The organism is Actinomadura sp. NPDC048955 (assembly GCF_040649435.1).
Lineage (GTDB): Bacteria > Actinomycetota > Actinomycetes > Streptosporangiales > Streptosporangiaceae > Spirillospora > Spirillospora luteofluorescens.
Genome location: NZ_JBEZJI010000023.1, coordinates 38,908 through 56,158, shown reverse-complemented (window position 1 = coordinate 56,158; position 17,251 = coordinate 38,908). Strand labels below are relative to the sequence as shown.

The 17,251-nt window shown below is 75.2% G+C and carries 21 protein-coding genes; 10 read left to right on the top strand and 11 right to left on the bottom strand.

Annotated features, from left to right (window positions below; translation table 11 throughout):
* Positions 1-18: 18 nt before the first annotated feature.
* From gvpO to AB0C84_RS22255, 5 genes are all read right to left on the bottom strand, one after another.
* Positions 19-276 carry a gas vesicle protein GvpO gene (gene gvpO / locus AB0C84_RS22275; protein ID WP_179848991.1) on the bottom strand — a complete coding sequence of 86 codons (258 nt, stop codon included), beginning with the start codon at positions 274-276 and terminating at the stop codon, positions 19-21.
* 10 nt (positions 277-286) lie between these two features.
* Entirely contained in the window at positions 287-538 is a 252-nt protein-coding gene (locus AB0C84_RS22270; protein ID WP_179848990.1) for a gas vesicle protein GvpG, read from the bottom strand.
* 6 nt (positions 539-544) lie between these two features.
* Complete coding sequence (locus AB0C84_RS22265) at positions 545-1,333, bottom strand: GvpL/GvpF family gas vesicle protein (RefSeq protein WP_361069368.1); 789 nt, start codon at positions 1,331-1,333, stop codon at positions 545-547.
* A complete protein-coding gene (gene gvpJ, locus AB0C84_RS22260) occupies positions 1,330-1,767 on the bottom strand; it encodes a gas vesicle protein GvpJ (protein ID WP_179848988.1) in 438 nt (145 codons plus the stop codon). Before gvpJ ends, AB0C84_RS22265 begins: the two co-directional genes overlap by 4 nt.
* Before the next feature lie 203 nt (positions 1,768-1,970).
* Positions 1,971-2,411 (bottom strand): hypothetical protein, encoded by a 441-nt coding sequence (locus AB0C84_RS22255; RefSeq protein WP_361069363.1) that lies wholly within the window; start codon positions 2,409-2,411, stop codon positions 1,971-1,973.
* A 193-nt stretch (positions 2,412-2,604) separates the two neighbouring features.
* On the opposite strand from AB0C84_RS22255, the gene AB0C84_RS22250 reads away from it, so the two are divergent.
* From AB0C84_RS22250 to AB0C84_RS22220, 7 genes are read left to right on the top strand one after another with little or no spacing between them, the layout of a single operon-like run.
* On the top strand, positions 2,605-3,207 hold the full coding sequence (locus AB0C84_RS22250) for a hypothetical protein (RefSeq protein WP_361069360.1): 603 nt from the start codon (positions 2,605-2,607) through the stop codon (positions 3,205-3,207).
* Positions 3,204-3,470 carry a monovalent cation/H+ antiporter complex subunit F gene (locus AB0C84_RS22245; protein ID WP_361069357.1) on the top strand — a complete coding sequence of 89 codons (267 nt, stop codon included), beginning with the start codon at positions 3,204-3,206 and terminating at the stop codon, positions 3,468-3,470. The genes AB0C84_RS22250 and AB0C84_RS22245 overlap by 4 nt, the downstream gene beginning before the upstream one ends.
* Positions 3,471-3,486: 16 nt before the next feature.
* Positions 3,487-3,780: a monovalent cation/H(+) antiporter subunit G gene (locus AB0C84_RS22240; protein ID WP_361069354.1), complete on the top strand. Its 294-nt coding sequence runs from the start codon at positions 3,487-3,489 to the stop codon at positions 3,778-3,780.
* Positions 3,781-3,787: 7 nt separating this feature from the next.
* Positions 3,788-4,180, top strand: a complete 393-nt coding sequence (locus AB0C84_RS22235) for a DUF4040 domain-containing protein (RefSeq protein WP_361069351.1) — start codon at positions 3,788-3,790, stop codon at positions 4,178-4,180.
* The gene (locus AB0C84_RS22230) at positions 4,177-4,899 is read left to right on the top strand and encodes an MnhB domain-containing protein (protein ID WP_361069348.1); all 723 of its coding nucleotides are present in this window, start codon (positions 4,177-4,179) and stop codon (positions 4,897-4,899) included. The genes AB0C84_RS22235 and AB0C84_RS22230 overlap by 4 nt, the downstream gene beginning before the upstream one ends.
* Positions 4,896-5,249: a cation:proton antiporter subunit C gene (locus AB0C84_RS22225; RefSeq protein WP_361069345.1), complete on the top strand. Its 354-nt coding sequence runs from the start codon at positions 4,896-4,898 to the stop codon at positions 5,247-5,249. Before AB0C84_RS22230 ends, AB0C84_RS22225 begins: the two co-directional genes overlap by 4 nt.
* Positions 5,246-7,072: a complex I subunit 5 family protein gene (locus AB0C84_RS22220; RefSeq protein WP_361069342.1), complete on the top strand. Its 1,827-nt coding sequence runs from the start codon at positions 5,246-5,248 to the stop codon at positions 7,070-7,072. Before AB0C84_RS22225 ends, AB0C84_RS22220 begins: the two co-directional genes overlap by 4 nt.
* Positions 7,073-7,103: 31 nt before the next feature.
* Here AB0C84_RS22220 and AB0C84_RS22215 read toward each other — a convergent pair whose 3' ends face one another.
* Together AB0C84_RS22215 and AB0C84_RS22210 are read right to left on the bottom strand one after the other, a co-directional pair.
* Positions 7,104-7,763 (bottom strand): hemerythrin domain-containing protein, encoded by a 660-nt coding sequence (locus AB0C84_RS22215; protein WP_361069339.1) that lies wholly within the window; start codon positions 7,761-7,763, stop codon positions 7,104-7,106.
* Positions 7,764-7,845: 82 nt separating this feature from the next.
* Positions 7,846-8,634 carry a TetR/AcrR family transcriptional regulator gene (locus AB0C84_RS22210; RefSeq protein WP_258939737.1) on the bottom strand — a complete coding sequence of 263 codons (789 nt, stop codon included), beginning with the start codon at positions 8,632-8,634 and terminating at the stop codon, positions 7,846-7,848.
* An 82-nt stretch (positions 8,635-8,716) separates the two neighbouring features.
* Between AB0C84_RS22210 and AB0C84_RS22205 the strand changes: the two genes are divergently transcribed.
* Positions 8,717-11,026: an excinuclease ABC subunit UvrA gene (locus AB0C84_RS22205; RefSeq protein WP_361069335.1), complete on the top strand. Its 2,310-nt coding sequence runs from the start codon at positions 8,717-8,719 to the stop codon at positions 11,024-11,026.
* A gap of 55 nt (positions 11,027-11,081) precedes the next feature.
* Here the strand turns inward: AB0C84_RS22205 and AB0C84_RS22200 are convergent, their stop codons facing one another.
* On the bottom strand, positions 11,082-11,507 hold the full coding sequence (locus AB0C84_RS22200; protein WP_258939731.1) for a VOC family protein: 426 nt from the start codon (positions 11,505-11,507) through the stop codon (positions 11,082-11,084).
* A gap of 106 nt (positions 11,508-11,613) precedes the next feature.
* Here AB0C84_RS22200 and AB0C84_RS22195 point away from each other — a divergent pair, with 106 nt between their 5' ends.
* Positions 11,614-12,594 (top strand): WYL domain-containing protein, encoded by a 981-nt coding sequence (locus AB0C84_RS22195; RefSeq protein ID WP_361069331.1) that lies wholly within the window; start codon positions 11,614-11,616, stop codon positions 12,592-12,594.
* Positions 12,595-12,639: 45 nt separating this feature from the next.
* Here the strand turns inward: AB0C84_RS22195 and AB0C84_RS22190 are convergent, their stop codons facing one another.
* The gene (locus AB0C84_RS22190) at positions 12,640-13,158 is read right to left on the bottom strand and encodes a MarR family transcriptional regulator (RefSeq protein ID WP_361069328.1); all 519 of its coding nucleotides are present in this window, start codon (positions 13,156-13,158) and stop codon (positions 12,640-12,642) included.
* A 283-nt stretch (positions 13,159-13,441) separates the two neighbouring features.
* Between AB0C84_RS22190 and rox the strand changes: the two genes are divergently transcribed.
* On the top strand, positions 13,442-14,869 hold the full coding sequence (rox, locus tag AB0C84_RS22185; protein ID WP_361069325.1) for a rifampin monooxygenase: 1,428 nt from the start codon (positions 13,442-13,444) through the stop codon (positions 14,867-14,869).
* 22 nt (positions 14,870-14,891) lie between these two features.
* On the opposite strand, the gene AB0C84_RS22180 is transcribed toward rox, so the two are convergent.
* Both AB0C84_RS22180 and AB0C84_RS22175 read right to left on the bottom strand, forming a co-directional pair.
* Positions 14,892-15,947, bottom strand: a complete 1,056-nt coding sequence (locus AB0C84_RS22180; RefSeq protein WP_361069322.1) for a hypothetical protein — start codon at positions 15,945-15,947, stop codon at positions 14,892-14,894.
* Positions 15,948-16,082: 135 nt separating this feature from the next.
* Positions 16,083-17,210, bottom strand: coding sequence for a sensor histidine kinase (locus tag AB0C84_RS22175; RefSeq protein ID WP_361069319.1), 1,128 nt, complete (start codon positions 17,208-17,210; stop codon positions 16,083-16,085).
* Positions 17,211-17,251: the final 41 nt, after the last annotated feature.

Below are 17,251 nucleotides of genomic sequence, written 5' to 3'. Positions count from 1 at the left end.
GATCTCACTCACAGCCGCTCAGTTCCTCTCCACTCGTCCGCGGGAGTAGCGGCCGGCGCGCCGGTAGCTCACCAGCTCCCCCTCCGCGTCCACCTCGGTGTCGTAGACCGCGAGGATGTCCGCGGAGTCGGGGATGCGGTGGGTCTCCACGACCTCCACCGTGACGCGCCAGCCCTCCTCCGTGCGCTCCATTCCCACGACGCTCTCGGCGCGCCGGCCGGTCATCGCCGTGACGTGCTCCACCGCCATCTCGGCGGCCTTGGACGCGGACAACATCACCGGCCTCCTAGCCGCCGGGCTGGTAGCCGCGGGCGCGGCCCTCGTTCAGCCGGCGGATGAGCTCCTCCTCGCGTTCGGCGGCCTCCTCCTCGGTGATCTCGCCGGCGGCGGACTCGTCCGCCACCTGCTGCATCTCCGCGGCGATCCGCCCCGGGTCGTACAGCTGCGCCTCGGCCTGCTCGGTGAGGGTCTCGGCCAGCCACATCACGCCTTTGACGGGTGCCAGGGGCGCCGTGACCAGCCCGCTGAAGAATCCCATCGCGTGTCACGCCTCCGGTACGAAGTCGTAGGGCGGCAGCGGCCCGATCAGCCGGATGCGGATGCGGTCGCCGTGCTGCTGGCCCAGCTTCTCCACGGCCTCCTCGAACGCGGCGCGGCGGTCGGCGCGGACCAGGAACGAGGCGTCCAGGACGTCCTCCTCCCTGGCCGGGGTCTTGCGCGTGAACGCCTCGGCGGCCGAGGCGGCCCCGTCCAGCAGGACCTGCTCGTCGTTCTCCCGGAGCCGCTGCATCGACTGCGCGATCAGCTCGCCGAGCCGGACGCGGTCGTAGTAGACCGCGTCGGCGGCGTCGGCCGGGACCTCCCGGAGCCGCTGCGACAGCTCGGCGACCTCGCGGTCGTTCTGCATGATCTCCCGCAACACCGCGTCCTCGACGTAGGTGCCCTTGACGCGCAGCTCGACGCGGCCCTCGAGCTGGTCCAGGACCTGCTCGAAGCGTTCGGAGTTGTCGGCCAGCAGTTCCTTCTCGACCGCGCCGCGGTCGGCGAGCGCGGCGCCGAACCGGAAGGGCAGGACGACGGTTCCGGCGTCGACCAGCGCGTTCAGCACCCGCTGGTGCGCCACCAGGTCGGCGCGCTCGCCCAGGGCGCGGTCGGCCGGCAGGTCGCTGACGACCGCGGCGGCCGAGCCGCCGTCCTCGATCAGCGACACCGGCCGGTCGTCCAGGCCGGCCAGGTCCGGTGGCAGCGACGCGCCCGACCGGGTGACCCCGTACACGTACTGCGGGATCCGGTCCCCGGCCTCAGAGCCGCCGGGGGTCTGAGGCGTGCTCATTCTTCCTCGTCCTCCTTCTTGCGCGACGAGCGGCGCCGCGCGGGTTCCTTGTCGTCCTCTTCATCGTCGGAGTCGCCGCCGAAGGTCTCCTTCAGCCGCTCCTGGGCCCCCTCCAGGGCACCGCGCGTCTTCTTCTTGGCGCCCGACTCCTGCATTCCGCCAACGAACTCCGGCAGGCCCTGCGAGGTGCCGTCGTGAGCGATGTCCAGACGGTTCACCGCCTCGGCGAACCGCAGGTAGGTGTCGACACTCGCGACCACGATCCGCACGTCGATCGTGAGGATCTCGATTCCCACCAGCGAGACTCGCGCGTACAGGTCGATGACCAGACCCTTTTCCAGGATCAGGTCGACCACGTCGGCGAGGCCGCTGCCGGAGCCGCCGCGCTGTACGACATTGCTGCCCGAAGTCTGCTGGGCGACCGGCCCAGTCATGTGATCGCTCCTTCTCGGGGTTGACCCGTTTGGGGGTGAAGCATGAACCCCGATGTACCCGTCTCAACCTCCCTAAACAGGAGATCTGGTTCCGGTCATGGACGAGTCAGGGGGAAAGGCCCATCTCGGCACGTGCGACGCCCCCGCGGAAAGAGTTCCGCGGGGGCGTCGCGCTCGCCGGAGGATTTCCGGGACGCCAGGGTTCAGCGCTTCCGGGCGGTCAGGCGCCCGACGACGATCCCGGCGACGGCCGCGCCCGCCACCGGCACCGCCCGCAGGAACCGGCCGAGCGTGAGGAGCTTGGCGACCCCGGCCACGCGGCCGGGCAAGGCCGCCACCTGGCCGCCGGCCCGCGCGACTCCCGTGCCCGCGGTCTTCGCCACGCCCTGCGCGGTGTCCTTCGCGGTGCCCGTGGCGCCCTTCGCCGTGTCCTTGGCGGTGCCGGCGGTGTCCTTGGCGGTGCCCGCCGTGCTCTTGGCCGTGTTCAGCGCGGTGTCCTTGGTGCCCTTCGCGGTGCTCTTGGCGCCCGTGCCCGCGGCCTCGGCGGTGCCCGTCGCCTTGCTCGTCGCCTTGCCCGCCGCGCTGCTGACGTTCTTGCTCGCTTGTCCGGACCCGTTGCCCGGGACCGAGGGGGTCTCCATCATCCGTCCTTCCGTCGGGGGGATCGTGCTGCCGAACCGGCGGAGAATCGCGTTCGTCGGCCGTAACACGGGCTACCCCACCCGGCCACCGCAAACATCCGGGCCGCCCCCGGCAGCGGCCCGGCCGGGCATCGCGGGACGCGGCGGGCGTCCCGCGCCGACGATTGGAACCCTCGCTCCGGGTATGCCGAACGCCATGCCACCCGATGAGCCGCCGGACGCGCCGGGGCCACCGCCGCGACCCGGCCCCGCCCGGCGCGCCGCGGAGCCGCTGGCCTGGTGGACGGCGCTGCTGGCGCTGTACCTGGCGCTGGTGTCGGCGATCTCCCTCACCGAGATCGCGGTCGGAGCGCTGACGGCCGCCGCGGGCGCCGCCGCCGCCGTCGCCGCGCGCCGCGCCCTGCTCACCACCGGGACCATAACCGGCGCCGCCCGCCGGACCGAAGGCGGCCCGTCCCGTCCCGCCGCGCCGGTCCGGCTCCTCCAGCCGCTGGTGCGGCTGCCCGGCCAGATCGTCGCCGACACCGCCCGCGTCACCGCGCGCGGCGCGTCCGGCGGGTACTGGACGGCGCAGGGCTGCCCGCCCGGCCCCGCCGGACGCGGCGCCGCGACCCTGCTGATGTCGGCCTCCCCCGGCGCCTACGCCGGCGGCGTCGACCCCCAACGCGGGCTGCTGCGCGTGCACCGCCTGACCGGCCCGTCGCCGTTCGAGCGGAGCCTGCGGCGCACCGGCCTGATCGGCGACCCGCCCGCAGAGGGCCCGCAAGAAGGAGGCCCGCAAGAAGGAGGCCGCGGGTGAAGGCCGACGTCGCGGGCACCGCGATCCCCGCTCTGGCCGTCATGGTCGGCGCGCTGCTGCCGGCGTTGCTGTCCACCCTGCGCGGGCGGCCCGCCGGGCGGCTGGCCGGGTTGATCGTCACCGGGCCGCTGGTCACCCTCGCGCTGGTGCTGCTGGCCGCCGCCTACGGCCGGCCCGCCTACCTCGACGTCGCCCTGGTGCTGGCGCTGCTGTCGTTCGCCGGGTCCCTGGTGTTCGCCCGGTTCCTGAGCCGGACCCTGTGAGAGGGGGAGCGACCGGATGAGTCTGGACCCGCTCGCCGACGCGCTGACCTGGGCCGGAACGGCCCTGGCCGTCGCCGCCGGGGTGCGGCTGCCCTTCACTCGGGGCGCCGCCGCCCGCCTGCACACCGTCGCGCCCGTCACCGTCCTGGCCGCGCCGCTGCTGATCGCCGGGCTGGCGCTGCGCCCCTGGTCGTCCTGGCACGACGTCGCCAAGCTCGCCGTCATCGCCGTCCTGCTCGCCGCGACCGGCCCCGCCACCGTCGTCACCGCCGGGCAGGCCGTCGAACGCGCCGCCGGCCGATCGGAGTGAACCCGCCATGACCGCCACCGCGACCGCCCTCAGCAACGCGAGCGCCGCGCCGGCTGCGGCGCTCGACGCCCTGCCCGGGCCGCTCGCCGACGCGCTCATCGCCGCCGCCCTCGGCCTGGTCGCGCTCATGGCCACCGCCGTCGTCCTGACCCGCGACACCGTCCGCCAGGCGATCGTCCTGTCGGGCTACGGGATGGTCCTCGGCCTGCTGTTCCTCATCCTCCAGGCGCCCGACGTCGCGATGTCGCAGATCGGTGTCGGGACCGTCCTGCTGCCGCTGCTGGTCGTCCTCGCCCTGCACGCCACCCGCCGCTACCGCCACACCACAGCGGCGGAGAGCCGCACCGCGCGCTCCAAGAGCGGCCGCAAGGGCGCGGGCGGCGGACGGACGCCCCGGTGAGGCCCCGCACCCGCGTCCTGGTCTTCGCCGCCGGCGCCGCCGGGACCGCCGCCCTGTTCACCGCCGGGACGCTCGGCCTGCCCGCGTTCGGCGGGACCCTGCACCCCTACGCCGACCGCGCCGTCCACCAGGCCGTGCGGCGGGGCACCCCCAACGTCGTCTCCTCCGTCAACTTCGACCAGCGGGCCTTCGACACCCTCGGCGAGGAGCTCATCCTGCTGTCGGCCGCGATCGCCGCCGTGGCGCTGCTGCGCGTCGTGCGCAGCGAGGACGAGCGCGACGGCGCCACCCTGCGGCACGGGCCCGCCGAGGTCTCCGACGCGCTGCGCATCGTCGGCCACCTGCTGCTCCCCCTCACCCTGCTCATCGGCGTCTACATCGTCGCGCACGGCGCCCAGTCCCCCGGCGGCGGCTTCCAGGGCGGCGTCATCCTCGGCACCGCGATCCACCTGCTCTACCTCGCCGGCGACTACCCCGCCCTGCAGCGGCTGCGGCCCATCCCGGTGTTCGAGTCCGCCGAGGCCGTCGCCGCCGCCGCGTTCGTCCTGCTCGCCCTGGCCGCCGCCGGGGCCTCCCCGGCCCAGCGCGTCCCCGCCCTCAACACCGCCGTCGGCATCGAGGTCGGCTGCGCCCTGGTCCTGCTGCTCGGCAAGTTCTTCGAACAGGCCCTCCTGGTCCGCGAGCACCGCGGAACCGGCGACACCCGGGAGCCCGCGTGAGCACCCTGCCCTACCTCACCGCCGGCTGGATCATGCTCGCCGGCCTCTACGGCGTCGTCACCACCCGCGACCTCGTGCACGCCGTGGTGTGCGTGTCGGTCACCCAGTCCGGCACCTACGTGCTGCTGCTGGCCATCGGCTACCGCGCCGGCGCCACCGCCCCGGTGTTCTCCGACCGGCCCCCGCCCCCCGCCGGCGGGCCCGTCACCGACCCCGTCGTGCAGGCCATGACCCTCACCGACATCGTCGTCGGCGCCACCGTCACCGCGCTGCTGCTCGCCCTGGCCGTGCAGGTCGCCAAACGGCGCGCGACCCTGGACCCCGGCGCCCTGCGCACCCTCGAACCGTGATCCTGCAGGCCACCGTCGCGCTGCCCGTCCTGGCCGCCGCCCTCCTCGCCGCCACCGGGCGGTGGCTGCCGCGCCCGGTCGTCGACATCACCGCCCTGGCCACCGCCGCCGCCGTCACCGCGCTGACCGCCCTCACCCTCGCCCGCGCCCCCCGCCACCCGCAGGTCACCTGGCTCGGCGGCTGGGGCCCCGGCACCGGCGTCGGCATCCCCCTGGCCGCCGACCCCCTCGCCGCCGGGCTCGCCTGCGTCGCCGCCGCCCTCACCCTGGCCGCGCTGGCGTTCTCCTGGCGGTACTTCACCGAGATCCAGGCGATCTTCCACGCGCTCATCCTGCTGTTCCTGGCCTCCATGTGCGCGTTCGTCTACACCGGCGACCTGTTCGACGCCTTCGTGTTCTTCGAGCTGATGAGCGTCGTGGCGTTCGCGCTCACCGGCTACCGCTCCGAGGAGCCCGCCACCGTCCACGGCGCCCTCAACTTCGGCATCGTCCAGTCCCTGGGCGCCTACCTCACCCTCGCCGGCATCGCCCTGGTCTACGGCCGCACCGGGCAGCTCGGACTCGCCGCCCTCGGCCGCCACCTCACCGGCACCGCCCCCCACGGGCGGCCCGGCGCCCTGATCAGCGCCGCGTTCGTGCTCATCTGCACCGGATACCTGGTCAAGGCCGCCGCCGTCCCCTTCCACTTCTGGCTCGCCGACGCCCACGCCGTCGCCCCCACCCCCGTCTGCGTCCTGTTCTCCGGCGTCATGGTCGAACTCGGCGTCTACGGGGTCGCGCGGACCTACTGGGCGGTGTTCCCCGGGCTGGTGCCGCTGCGCGCCGTCGCCGTCCTGGGCGCCGCCGCGGCGCTGCTCGGCGCGGTCATGTGCGTCCTGCAGCACCACGTCAAGCGGCTGCTGGCCTACTCCACCATCAGCCACGCCGGGCTGCTGCTGGTCGGCGTCGCCGCCGGCACCCCCGCGGCGCTGGCGGGCACCGCCTACTCCCTGGCCGGGCACGCCGGCGTCAAGGGCGCCCTGTTCCTGGCCGCCGGGGCACTGCTGAACCGGTACCAGAGCGTCGACGCCCGCGACCTGCGCGGACGCGGACGCGTCATGCCCGTCACCGGCGCCGTCGTCCTCGTCGGCGGGCTGTGCCTGGCCGGGCTCCCGCCGTCGGGGCTGTTCGCCGGGCACTCGGTCACCGAGCACGCCGTCCTGGAGCAGGGCTGGTGGTGGTTCACGCCCCTGTCCATCGCCGCGTCCGCCGTCACCGCCGGCGCCGCCCTGCGCGTGTGGCTGGTGGTGTGGCGCGGCCTGCCCCTGCGCCGCGACCCCGGCGAGACCGGCGCCCCGGGCGGATCCTCGGACCTGGGCGAGCACGAGGGGCCCGAGACGCCCGGCATCCTCGCCTCCATCCCCTGGGTCATGGTCGCGCCCGCGGTCGCGCTGCTGGCCGCCGGCCTGGCGGCCGGGCTGCTGCCCGGCGGACCCGTCGCCGACGCCGCCGCGATGTTCACCGACCGCGGCGCCTACGCCGCCCTCGTCCTGGACGGCCGCCTCACCCACCCGCACGCGGCGCCCGCCGAGCCCTGGACACCGGCGGGCCTGGCCGGGGCGGCCGCCACCGTGCTGCTCGCGCTGGCCGTCGCCGCCGCCGGCGTCCGCCGCGCCGCCCGGACCCGCCCGGCGGCCCCGGCCCCGGCGCGCGCCGCCCTGGCCCGCGCCGCCGGCGCCGCCACCCGCCGCCTGCACGCGCTGCACTCGGGCCACGTCGGCGACTACGCCGCCTGGCTCACCGCGGGCGTCGCCGTCCTGGCCCTGCTCACCGCACGCTTCTGACCCCAGGGCCGCGCTCCGGGCCGCGGCGGGGTCAGACGCTCCAGAGGCGGCGCTTGCGGTAGCGGGGCTCCCACGTCACCCGGTTCAGGTCCCGCAGCGGCGCGGGCAGCGACGTCAGGAACCGGCTGCGCTCCACCGGCCCGATCCCGTCCACCACCCACGGGACGAACAGCGGCGTCCCCGCCTCGCAGCGGCCCCGCGCCTCGGCGGCCAGCTCCCGCCACTGCGCGTCGGCCAGCACCGACTCCGCCAGCGGCAGCGCGCTCATCTCCTCGTGCAGCAGGTGCCGCTCCAGCGCCTCGCGCAGCTCCCGCACCGCGGCCGACAGCTCACCGCCCTCCCCCACCGCCGAACCCGGGCCCGGCGCGGCGCCCATCGCCGCGTCGACACGGGCGATCAGCGGGGCCAGGCGGACATGGTCGGCGCGCACCTCCTCCAGCACCGCGCGCTCCGCCCGGCGCCCCGCCACCGCGCGCTCCACCCGCGGCCACAGCCACCCGTCCTCCAGCTCCTGATGCAGCCGGATCTGCTCCTTGAGGTTCTCCCAGCCCGCGCGCACGTGCGACGCCCCGCCCTTGCCCGCCGCCGCGGCCGCCGCGAGCCGGTCCAGATCCCGGCGGAACGCGTGGTGGGCGGCGTGCAGGAGGGTGCGGCAGGTCGTGTCGCGCGGCTGGACCGCGAAGGTCTCCATACCAATAGGAGGCCTTCGGCGTCCCCCGATGTGACGTCCCGCGCGTCCGAGAGACGCACGTCACACGCCACGCGGCGCCCGGTCACCCGCCGCCGGCGTCGAGGGCCGCGGCGATGCCGTCCAGGACCAGGGCCAGGCCGCCCTCGAACGCCTCCCGCGCCGCCTGCTCCAGGAACGGGACGTCCTCGGCGCCGCCGACGGCGTCCTCGGCGTCCAGCCAGGCCACCAGCGGGAAGCGCTCGGCGAACCCGGGCGCCAGCGCCTCCAGGGCGCCGGCCCGGCCGTACCACCACTGCGCCTCCGACAGGCCCGTCGCCCGCACCGCCTGCCGCGACTCTGCGAGGGTCTGCGCCGCGCCGCGCACCACGCTCGACAGCGCCGACACCGCGCGCCGCACCCGCCGCGCCGGCAGCCCGGTGCCGGCCAGCACGCCCAGCAGCGCCTCCAGCGCCCGGTACTCGTTCGGGCCGAGCACCGGGCGCGCCTGCGACACCTGCAGCATCCACGGGTGCCGCAGGTAGAACTCCCAGGAGTCCTGCGCCCACCGGGTCAGCGCCGCGCGCCAGCCGTCCGCGGAGTCGTAGCCGCCGGGCAGCTCGGCCAGCGCGCGGTCGTACATCAGATCGACCAGCTCGGCCTTGCCCGGCACGTAGGTGTACAGGGCCATCGCCGTGCGGCCGAGCCGCTCCCCGACCGCGCGCATCGACAGCGCCGCCATCCCCTCGGCGTCCGCGACGGCGATCGCGGTGTCGACGATCAGCTCCACGCTCAACCCCGGCCGCGGCCCCGGCCCCGTGCGGGGCGCCGGCGCGCCGCGCCACAGCAGGTCCATCGAGCGGCGCGGGTCGCCCTGCCCGGCGAAGACGACCAACCTGCATCTCCTTATGCCATAAACTAACCGGATCGAGGATCTCTTTACGCCCTAAGATATCAAGCGAGTGAGGAAGCCGCCCATGCCCCTCCAGCAGACGACCGCCGAACCCGGGCCGCACGCCGGCGCACTCCGGGCCGCCGACGCCCACGAGCTGATCGAGGTCCGCGGCGCGCGGGAGAACAACCTCGCCGACATCAGCCTGGACGTCCCCAAGCGCCGCCTGACCGTGTTCACCGGCGTGTCGGGATCGGGCAAGTCGTCCCTGGTGTTCGGCACCATCGCCGCCGAGTCGCGGCGGCTCATCAACGAGACCTACACCGCGTTCGTGCAGGGCTTCATGCCGAGCGTCGGCCGCCCCGACGTCGACGCGCTGCGCAACCTCAGCGCCGCGATCGTGGTCGACCAGGAGCGGATGGGCGCCAACTCCCGCTCCACCGTCGGGACCGCCACCGATGCCCACACCATGCTGCGCATCATCTTCAGCCGGATCGGCGAACCCCGCGCCGGCACCTCCTCGGCGTTCAGCTTCAACAACGCCGAGGGCATGTGCCCGGCCTGCGAGGGGCTCGGCCGCGCCTCCCGCGTCGACCTGGACCAGCTGGTCGACCGCGACCTGTCCCTCAACGAGGGCGCCGTCACCGTGCCGAACTTCGGCGTCGGGTCCTGGTACTGGAAGGTGATCGCCGACTCGGGGCTGTTCGACCTGGACGCCAGGCTGCGCGACTACACCCCCGCCCAGTGGGACGACCTGCTCCACAAGCCCCCCACGAAGATCAAGAGCAGCGGCATCAACACCACCTACGAGGGCGTGCTGGTCAAGGTCAAGCGGCTCTACCTGGACAAGGACACCGAGTCGCTGCAACCCCACATCCGCGCGTTCGTCGAGCGCGCCGTCGCCTTCAGCGCCTGCGAGGCGTGCGGCGGCACCCGCCTCAACCCCGCCGCCCTCGCCAGCCGAATCGGCGGGCTCAACATCGCCGACTGCGCCGCCATGCAGATCAGCGACCTGGCCGCCTTCCTGCGCGAGATCACCGAGCCGTCCGTCGCGCCGGTGCTGGCCGCCCTGCAGGGCACCCTGGACTCCCTGGTCGAGATCGGCCTGGGCTACCTCAGCCTGGACCGCGAGTCCCCCACCCTGTCGGGCGGCGAGGCCCAGCGCGTCAAGATGGTCCGCCACCTCGGCTCCAGCCTCAGCGACATCACCTACGTCTTCGACGAGCCCACCGCCGGCCTGCACCCCCACGACATCGCCCGAATGAACGACCTGCTGCTGCGCCTGCGCGACAAGGGCAACACCGTCCTGGTCGTCGAGCACAAGCCCGAGACCATCGCGATCGCCGACCACGTCGTCGACCTCGGACCCGGCGCCGGCGCCGAGGGCGGACGGGTCTGCTACACCGGCGACCTCGCCGGGCTCCGCGCGTCCGGCACCCTCACCGGACGCCACCTGGACCACCGCGCCCGGCTGCGCGAGAAGGTCCGCGAACCGTCCGGGCACCTCACCATCACGGGCGCGAACCTGCACAACCTCAAGAACGTCGACGCCGAGATCCCCCTCGGCGTCCTCACCGTCGTCACCGGCGTCGCCGGATCCGGCAAGAGTTCCCTGATCCACGGGGCGCTTCCCGGCCGCGACGGCGTCGTCGTGGTCGACCAGTCCCCCATCCGCGGATCCCGCCGCAGCAACCCCGCCACCTACACCGGGCTGCTGGACCACATCCGCGCCGCCTTCGCCAAGGCCAACGGCGTCAAACCAGCCCTGTTCAGCGCCAACTCCGAAGGCGCCTGCCCGGCCTGCAAGGGCATCGGGCTGGTCTACACCGACCTGGCGATGATGGCCGGCGTCGCCTCGGTGTGCGAGCAGTGCCAGGGCCGCCGCTACACCGCCGAGGTCCTCACCTACACCCTGCGCGGCAAGGACATCAGCCAGGTCCTGGCCATGCGCGTCGCCGAGGCCCGCGAGTTCTTCACCGCCGGGCAGGCCCGCGCCGTCCTGGACCGCCTCGCCGACGTCGGCCTGGGCTACCTCGGGCTGGGCCAGCCCCTCACCACCCTGTCCGGCGGGGAGCGCCAGCGGCTCAAGCTCGCCATCCACATGGCCGAGAAGGCCGCCACCTACGTCCTGGACGAGCCCACCACCGGCCTGCACCTGGCCGACGTCGACCAGCTCCTGGCCCTGCTGGACCGGCTCGTCGACGGCGGCAACACCGTCATCGTCATCGAGCACCACCAGGCCGTCATGGCCCACGCCGACTGGATCATCGACCTCGGTCCCGGCGCCGGCAGCGACGGCGGCCGCGTCGTGTTCACCGGCACGCCCGCCGACCTGGTCACCGGCGCCGACACCCTCACCGCCCGCCACCTGCGCGACTACGTCCAGGACGCCTGACCAGCCCCGCCCCGGCCCGCCGCCCCCGCCGGCGGGCCGGCCCGGCCCGGCACCGTCAGCGGGGGGCGGCCTTGGCCAGCACCTCCAGATAGTGCGGGTTGGACATCACGCCCAGCACGTTGCCGAACGGGTCGACCACCGACGCGGTCGCGAACCCCGTCCCCTCGCCCCGCTCGGTGATCTCCTCGTGCGGCCGCGCGCCCATCGCCAGCAGCCGCTCCACCGCCGCCTCCAGGTCGTCCACGTGCCAGAACGTCACCGCCCCGCCCGGACCCGCCGGCGGCCCTCCCGGACGGTACCGGGCGTCGATCAACCCCAGCTCGTGCTCGTAGTCGCCCACCCGGAACTCGTAGTAGGCGGCGCCGCCGTCCGGGCCCGCGACACGGAAGTACGGCTGGATTCCCAGCAGTTCGGCGTACCAGTCCTTGGCCGCCTCCACGTCGTCCGCCCAGAAGCTGATGGTCGCGAATCCCCGCAGCATGTCGTGCCTCCGATCACCGGGAACCGGACGCTCCGGCCCCGACACCCACGACGCTAGACGGCCAATAGGTCACCCAATGTCCTAGTGGCCCGGCAGGATGGATGTCATGCGCGATCCGTCCGGACGGCTCCTGCGATTGCTGTCCCTCCTGCAGACCCCCCGCGAGTGGTCGGGCACCGAGCTGGCCGAGCGGCTCGGCGTCACCGCCCGCACCATCCGCCGCGACGTCGACCGCCTGCGCGAGCTCGGCTACCCCGTCCACGCCACCCACGGCAGCGCCGGCGGCTACCGGCTCACCGCCGGCGCCGCGATGCCGCCGCTGCTGCTGGACGACGACGAGGCCACCGCCGTCGCGATCGGCCTGCGCACCGCCGCCGCGGCCGCCGTCACCGGCATCGAGGACACCTCGCTGCGCGCCCTGGCCAAGCTCGAACAGGTCCTCCCCCACCGGCTGCGGCACCGCGTCGCCGCCCTCACCGAGGCCGCCGTGCCCCTCCCGCCGCAGGACGGCGCCCCGCCCGCCGCCGACCCCTCCGTCCTGGCCCTGCTCGCCGCGGCCTGCCTCACCCGCGAGAAGGTCCGCTTCACCTACACCGCCGCCGACGGCCGCGGCACCCGCCGGCTGGCCCAGCCCCACCGCCTCGTCACCGCCGGCCGCCGCTGGTACCTGGTCGCCCACGACGAGGACCGCGCCGCCTGGCGCACCTTCCGCGTCGACCGCGTCACCGACCCGCACCGCACCGGCATGCGCGGCCCCGAACTCCGCCTGCCCGGCGGCGCCGACGCCGCCGCCTGGGCCATGGACGCCCTGGCCGGCGGATCGGGCACGATCCGGGCCCGGCTGCTGCTGCACGCCCCCGTCGAGGAGGCCGCCGAGCACGTCACCGCCTGGCAGGGCGTCCTGGAACCCGCAGGCGACCGCACCTGCCTCCTGCACACCCGGTCGGACTCGATGCGCTTCCTGGCCTACCGCGTCACCCTGCTGCCCATCGACTACACACTGCTGGACCCGCCCGAACTCGCCGGCCACCTGGCCGCCATCGCCGACCGCGCCACCCGCGCCATCCGCCCCTTCACCGCACCCTGACCACGGTGTGAGAGGCCGGGCCGCCCGCCCGTGCGGCCGGGGACCTCAGGGTTCGCCGGGCGGGGAGCCGAGGGTCGTGTCGCCGAGCGACTCCAGCAGCGTGCGCAGGGCGGCGGCCAGGTGCCCGCGCTCGGCCGGCGACAGCGCCGCCAGCAGGCGCTCCTCGTTGGCTGCGTGCAGGCCGACCAGCTCGTCCACGATCTCCAGGCCGCGCGGCGCCAGCCGGACCCGCACCGACCGCCGGTCACCGGTGTCGCGCACCCGCTCCACCAGGCCCTTGGCCTCCATCCGGTCGATCCGGTTGGTGATCGCCCCCGAGGTGACCATCGCCGCCCGCAGCAGCGCCCCCGCCGTCAGCTCGTAGGGGGCGCCGTGCCGCCGCAGCGTCGCCAGCACGTCGAACTCCCAGCTCTCCAGCCCGCGGGCCGCGAAGAACTCCTTCAGCTCCCGGCCGAGCAGCGACTGCGCCCGCGAGATCCGCCCGACCACGCCCATCGCCGACACGTCCAGGTCGGGACGCTCGCGGCCCCACTGCGCCAGGATCGCGTCCACCGCGTCCGCCATGCCCACCCTCCCGCGACAATCTCAACGTTGAGATTATCAATCGAGAAAGGCCCGGGCGGGGAAAACAGGCACCACCGGGTACCGCGCTCCCGCGCGGCGTGGGAAGGAGGACGAACTCACTCCCTCCATTTTCAACTTATAGCGGGCCGGGGGGCTTGCGGCAAGACCCGGGTCGTCCCCCAGAATCGTCGGCCGAGGCCGGTACCTGCGTGAACGGGACGCGGCGCGCACCGGCGCGCCGCCGGGGCAGCCGGCCGGCGAACACTCTCGCGAACGGGGACTCATGATCGACGTGATCGTGGTCGGCGGCGGGCCGACCGGCCTGATGCTGGCCGCCGAACTGCGGCTCCACGGGGTGCGCGTGCTCGTGCTCGAAAAGGAGACCGAGCCGCCCCCGTTCGTCCGCGCGCTCGGCCTGCACGTGCGCAGCATCGAGGTGCTGGACCAGCGCGGCCTGCTGGACCGGTTCCTCGCACACGGCACCAAGCACCCGCTCGGCGGCTTCTTCGCCGGCATCCGCAAGCCCGCGCCCGCCCGGCTCGACACCGCCCACCCCTACGTCCTCGGCATCCCGCAGCCCGTCACCGATCGGCTGCTGGCCGAACGCGCCGCCGAACTCGGCGCCGAGATCCGCCGCGGCCACGAGGTGGCCGGGGTGAGCCAGGACGAGCACGGGGTGACCGCCGAACTCGCCGACGGCACGCGGCTGCGAGCGCGCTACCTCGTCGGCTGCGACGGCGGCCGCAGCACGGTCCGCGGACTCCTCGGCATCGGCTTCCCCGGCGAACCCTCCCGGGTCGACACGCTCCTGGGCGAGATGAAGGTGACCGCACCGCCCGAAGAGGTGGCCGCCGTGACGGCCGAGGTCCGCGAGACCCAGAAGCGGTTCGGCGTCGGACCGATCGGCGACGGCGTCCACCGCGTCCTCGTGCCCGCCGAGGGCGTGGCGAAGGACCGCACGGCCCCGCCGACCCTGGAGGACTTCAAGCGCCGCCTCCGGGCGGTCGCCGGCACCGACTTCGGCGTCCACTCACCGCGCTGGCTGTCGCGCTTCGGCGACGCCACCCGGCTCGCCGAGCGCTACCGCGCCGGACGGGTGCTGCTGGCCGGCGACGCCGCGCACATCCACCCGCCCACCGGCGGGCAGGGCCTCAACCTCGGCATCCAGGACGCGTTCAACCTCGGCTGGAAACTGGCCGCCGAGGTCGGCGGCCGGGCGCCGCGGGGACTGCTGGACACCTACCACGCCGAGCGGCACCCGGTGGCCGCCGACGTGCTGGTCAACACCCGCGCGCAGATGGAACTGCTGTCCACCGAGCCGGGCCCCCTCGCCCTGCGGACGCTGCTGGCGGAACTGATGGACTTCGACGAGGTGAACCGGCACCTGACCGAGAAGATCATCGCGATCGGGGTCCGCTACGACCTCGGCGGCGGGCACCCGCTCGTCGGCCGCCGCCTCCGGGACGTCGCCCTGAAGCGCGGCCGCCTCTACGAACTGACGCACGACGGCCGCGGACTGCTGCTCGACCAGACCGGGCGCCTGTCGGCCGCGGGCTGGGCCGACCGCGTCGACCACGTCACCGACACCGGCGAGGACCTGGACGTGCCCGCGGCCCTGCTGCGGCCGGACGGCCACGTGGCATGGGTCGGCGACGACCAGACCGACCTGGACGGCCACCTGGCCGAATGGTTCGGCGACCCCACCGATTGAGCACACGGACACGCGACAACGATCAGCGGTGATCGGGGATCGGCGCCGCGGGACCGGCGGCGAGGCGGTCGTCGAGGCGGTGCAGCAGCAGGACCATCACCGCCCCGATGACGGCCAGGCCCGCGGTGTCGAGCGGGTCGCGGGTGTGGGACACCAGACCGAAGGCGGTGTGGGCGACCAGCGCCCCGGTCACGGCCGCCAGCCGGTGGCGCGCGGTCCAACCGTCCGCCGCGCTCCACCGGCGCACCGCCCAGGCGGCGGCCGCGGCGACCACCGCCGCGGCCGCCATCGGCAGCGGCGCCCACGCGCGGGGCAGGAACGCGCAATGGTGCGCGCCGGCGAACGGGAACAGCAGCGCCAGGAAGGCGAAGGCCGCCACGGCGCACACGGCGCCGAGCCGGAACAGACCGGGGACCGGACCCGCCACGCCGACGCGACGCCGGCCCGCGCGGCGCGGGAACCGGACGAGCGCCGCCGCCACCGCCGCGGCCGCCAGCCCCAGGACCACCAGGGCGGCGCGCCCCGACAGCAGGTAGCCGGGGTCCTGCGACGGGGGCACCGACACCCGCAGCAGCCCCACCCCCAGCAGCGCCGCGGCGGCCGTCCCGACGAGCCCCCCGCGCCGCAGATACGGCCTCCGGCCCAGGTCGCGGAACATCAACTCGACGAGCGTGACCGGCAGCAGGACGCTGAACACCGCGTGGTAGGGCAGGTTCAGCTCGGCGTAGGGCGCGTTGACGCCCCACGGCCTCGGCCCCCAGCCCGCGGCACCGTACAGATGGGGGCTGGTGAGGCTCTGCAACGCCAGGCCCTCCTCGACCAGCCCGTAGGCGAGGCCCATCAGCAGCAGGGCGCCCGCCCCGCCGCCCGTCCGGCGGACCGCCTCGCGGATCAGCAGGACCCCCGCCCCGTAGATCGGCACGTAGAGGACGACCAGCCACAGCATCCTCACGGAGATCGAGCCGAGGGTGAGTTCGGCGACGGCGGGCGCGACGAGCACCAGCGCCAGCGCGGCGCGCCGCTGCCGCCGCCGCTGCGCGCGGCCCGCCCGGGCCGGCCGGTTTCGAGAAAGGACCATGCCCCGACGCTAGGGACGCGACCCGCCCCCGCACCTCCGGCGGCGGATTGGTCTGCGGCCTCCGTCCTCAGACGGAGGGACGGGGCCGGACCACTCCGGGGTCGTAGGCGGGCACCCCGGGCAGCGCCCGGATCGTCATGCGGTGTCCTCCAGCGGCAGATGGGCGCGGACCCGGAACCCTCCCGCCGGGTCCGGCGAGGCCTCCAGCGTCCCGCCGAGCAGCGCCGCGCGCTCGCGCATCCCGGCGACGCCCTGCCCGGAGCCGCCCGTCCAGGCCGACCGGCCGCCCGTCCCGTCGTCGCGGACCTCCACGGTCAGCCCGCCGTCCCGCGCGCAAACCGTGACGACGGCGACGGACGCGCGCGCGTGCCGCAGAGCGTTGGTGAGCGACTCCTGCACGATCCGGTACGCCGACAGGGCCACGCCCGGCGGGACGTCGGCGTCCTCCAAGCCGTCCAGCACCACGCGGACGGGCAGCCCGGCGGACTCCACCCTCCCGGCGAGCCGGTCCAGATCCGCCAGGGACGGCTGCGGCACCAGGGCGTCGCCTTCGGGGACCGCCGCGGTCTCCCCGTCCAGCAGGCGCACGGTGCGCACGAAGCGGCGGAGCTCGACCAGCGCCTCCCGGCCCGACGCCTCCAGGCTCCGCACCGCCTGCCGCGCCTTCTCGGGGCTGCTGTCGAACACGTCGTCCGCGGCGGCGGCCTGCACCACCATCACCGACACCGTGTGCGCCAGGACGTCGTGCAGTTCACGCGCGATGCGCGCCCGCTCCTCCAGCACCACCCGGCGCGCCTCGGCCTGCCGCCGCGCCGCCCACGCCCGTCCGAGCGCGCCCCAGCTCCAGGCCAGCACCGCCGCGACCGGCCACAGGACCGCCGCGACGCCGTGCCCGCCGGCACCGGCCGTCGCGCCGAGGACGGCGGCGGCTCCCGCCGCCGCCCACAGCGACGTCCGCGCGGGCCGCAGCCAGGCGAACGTGCTCAGCACGACCAGCGCGATCCCCGGGCCGGCCGTCGGAACCAGGAACTGCAGGGCAGCCCCGGAGACCACCGCGACGGCGGTGACCACGGCGGGCCGCGCGCCCAGCCACCACAGCGCCGCGGCCTGGACGACGACGAGCGCCGTCACCAGCGGACGCCCCGCCTCGGCCGGCACCCCGCGGGGCGCCAGGAGCAGCACCGGCGACAGCGCCGCCAGCGCGCCCGCCACCAGCGGCGCCTTCCACCGCGCCGGCAACGACGCCTCGAACCGGTCACGCACGCCGCAGACGCTACCAGCGCGCGTTCCACCACCGGCCCGAA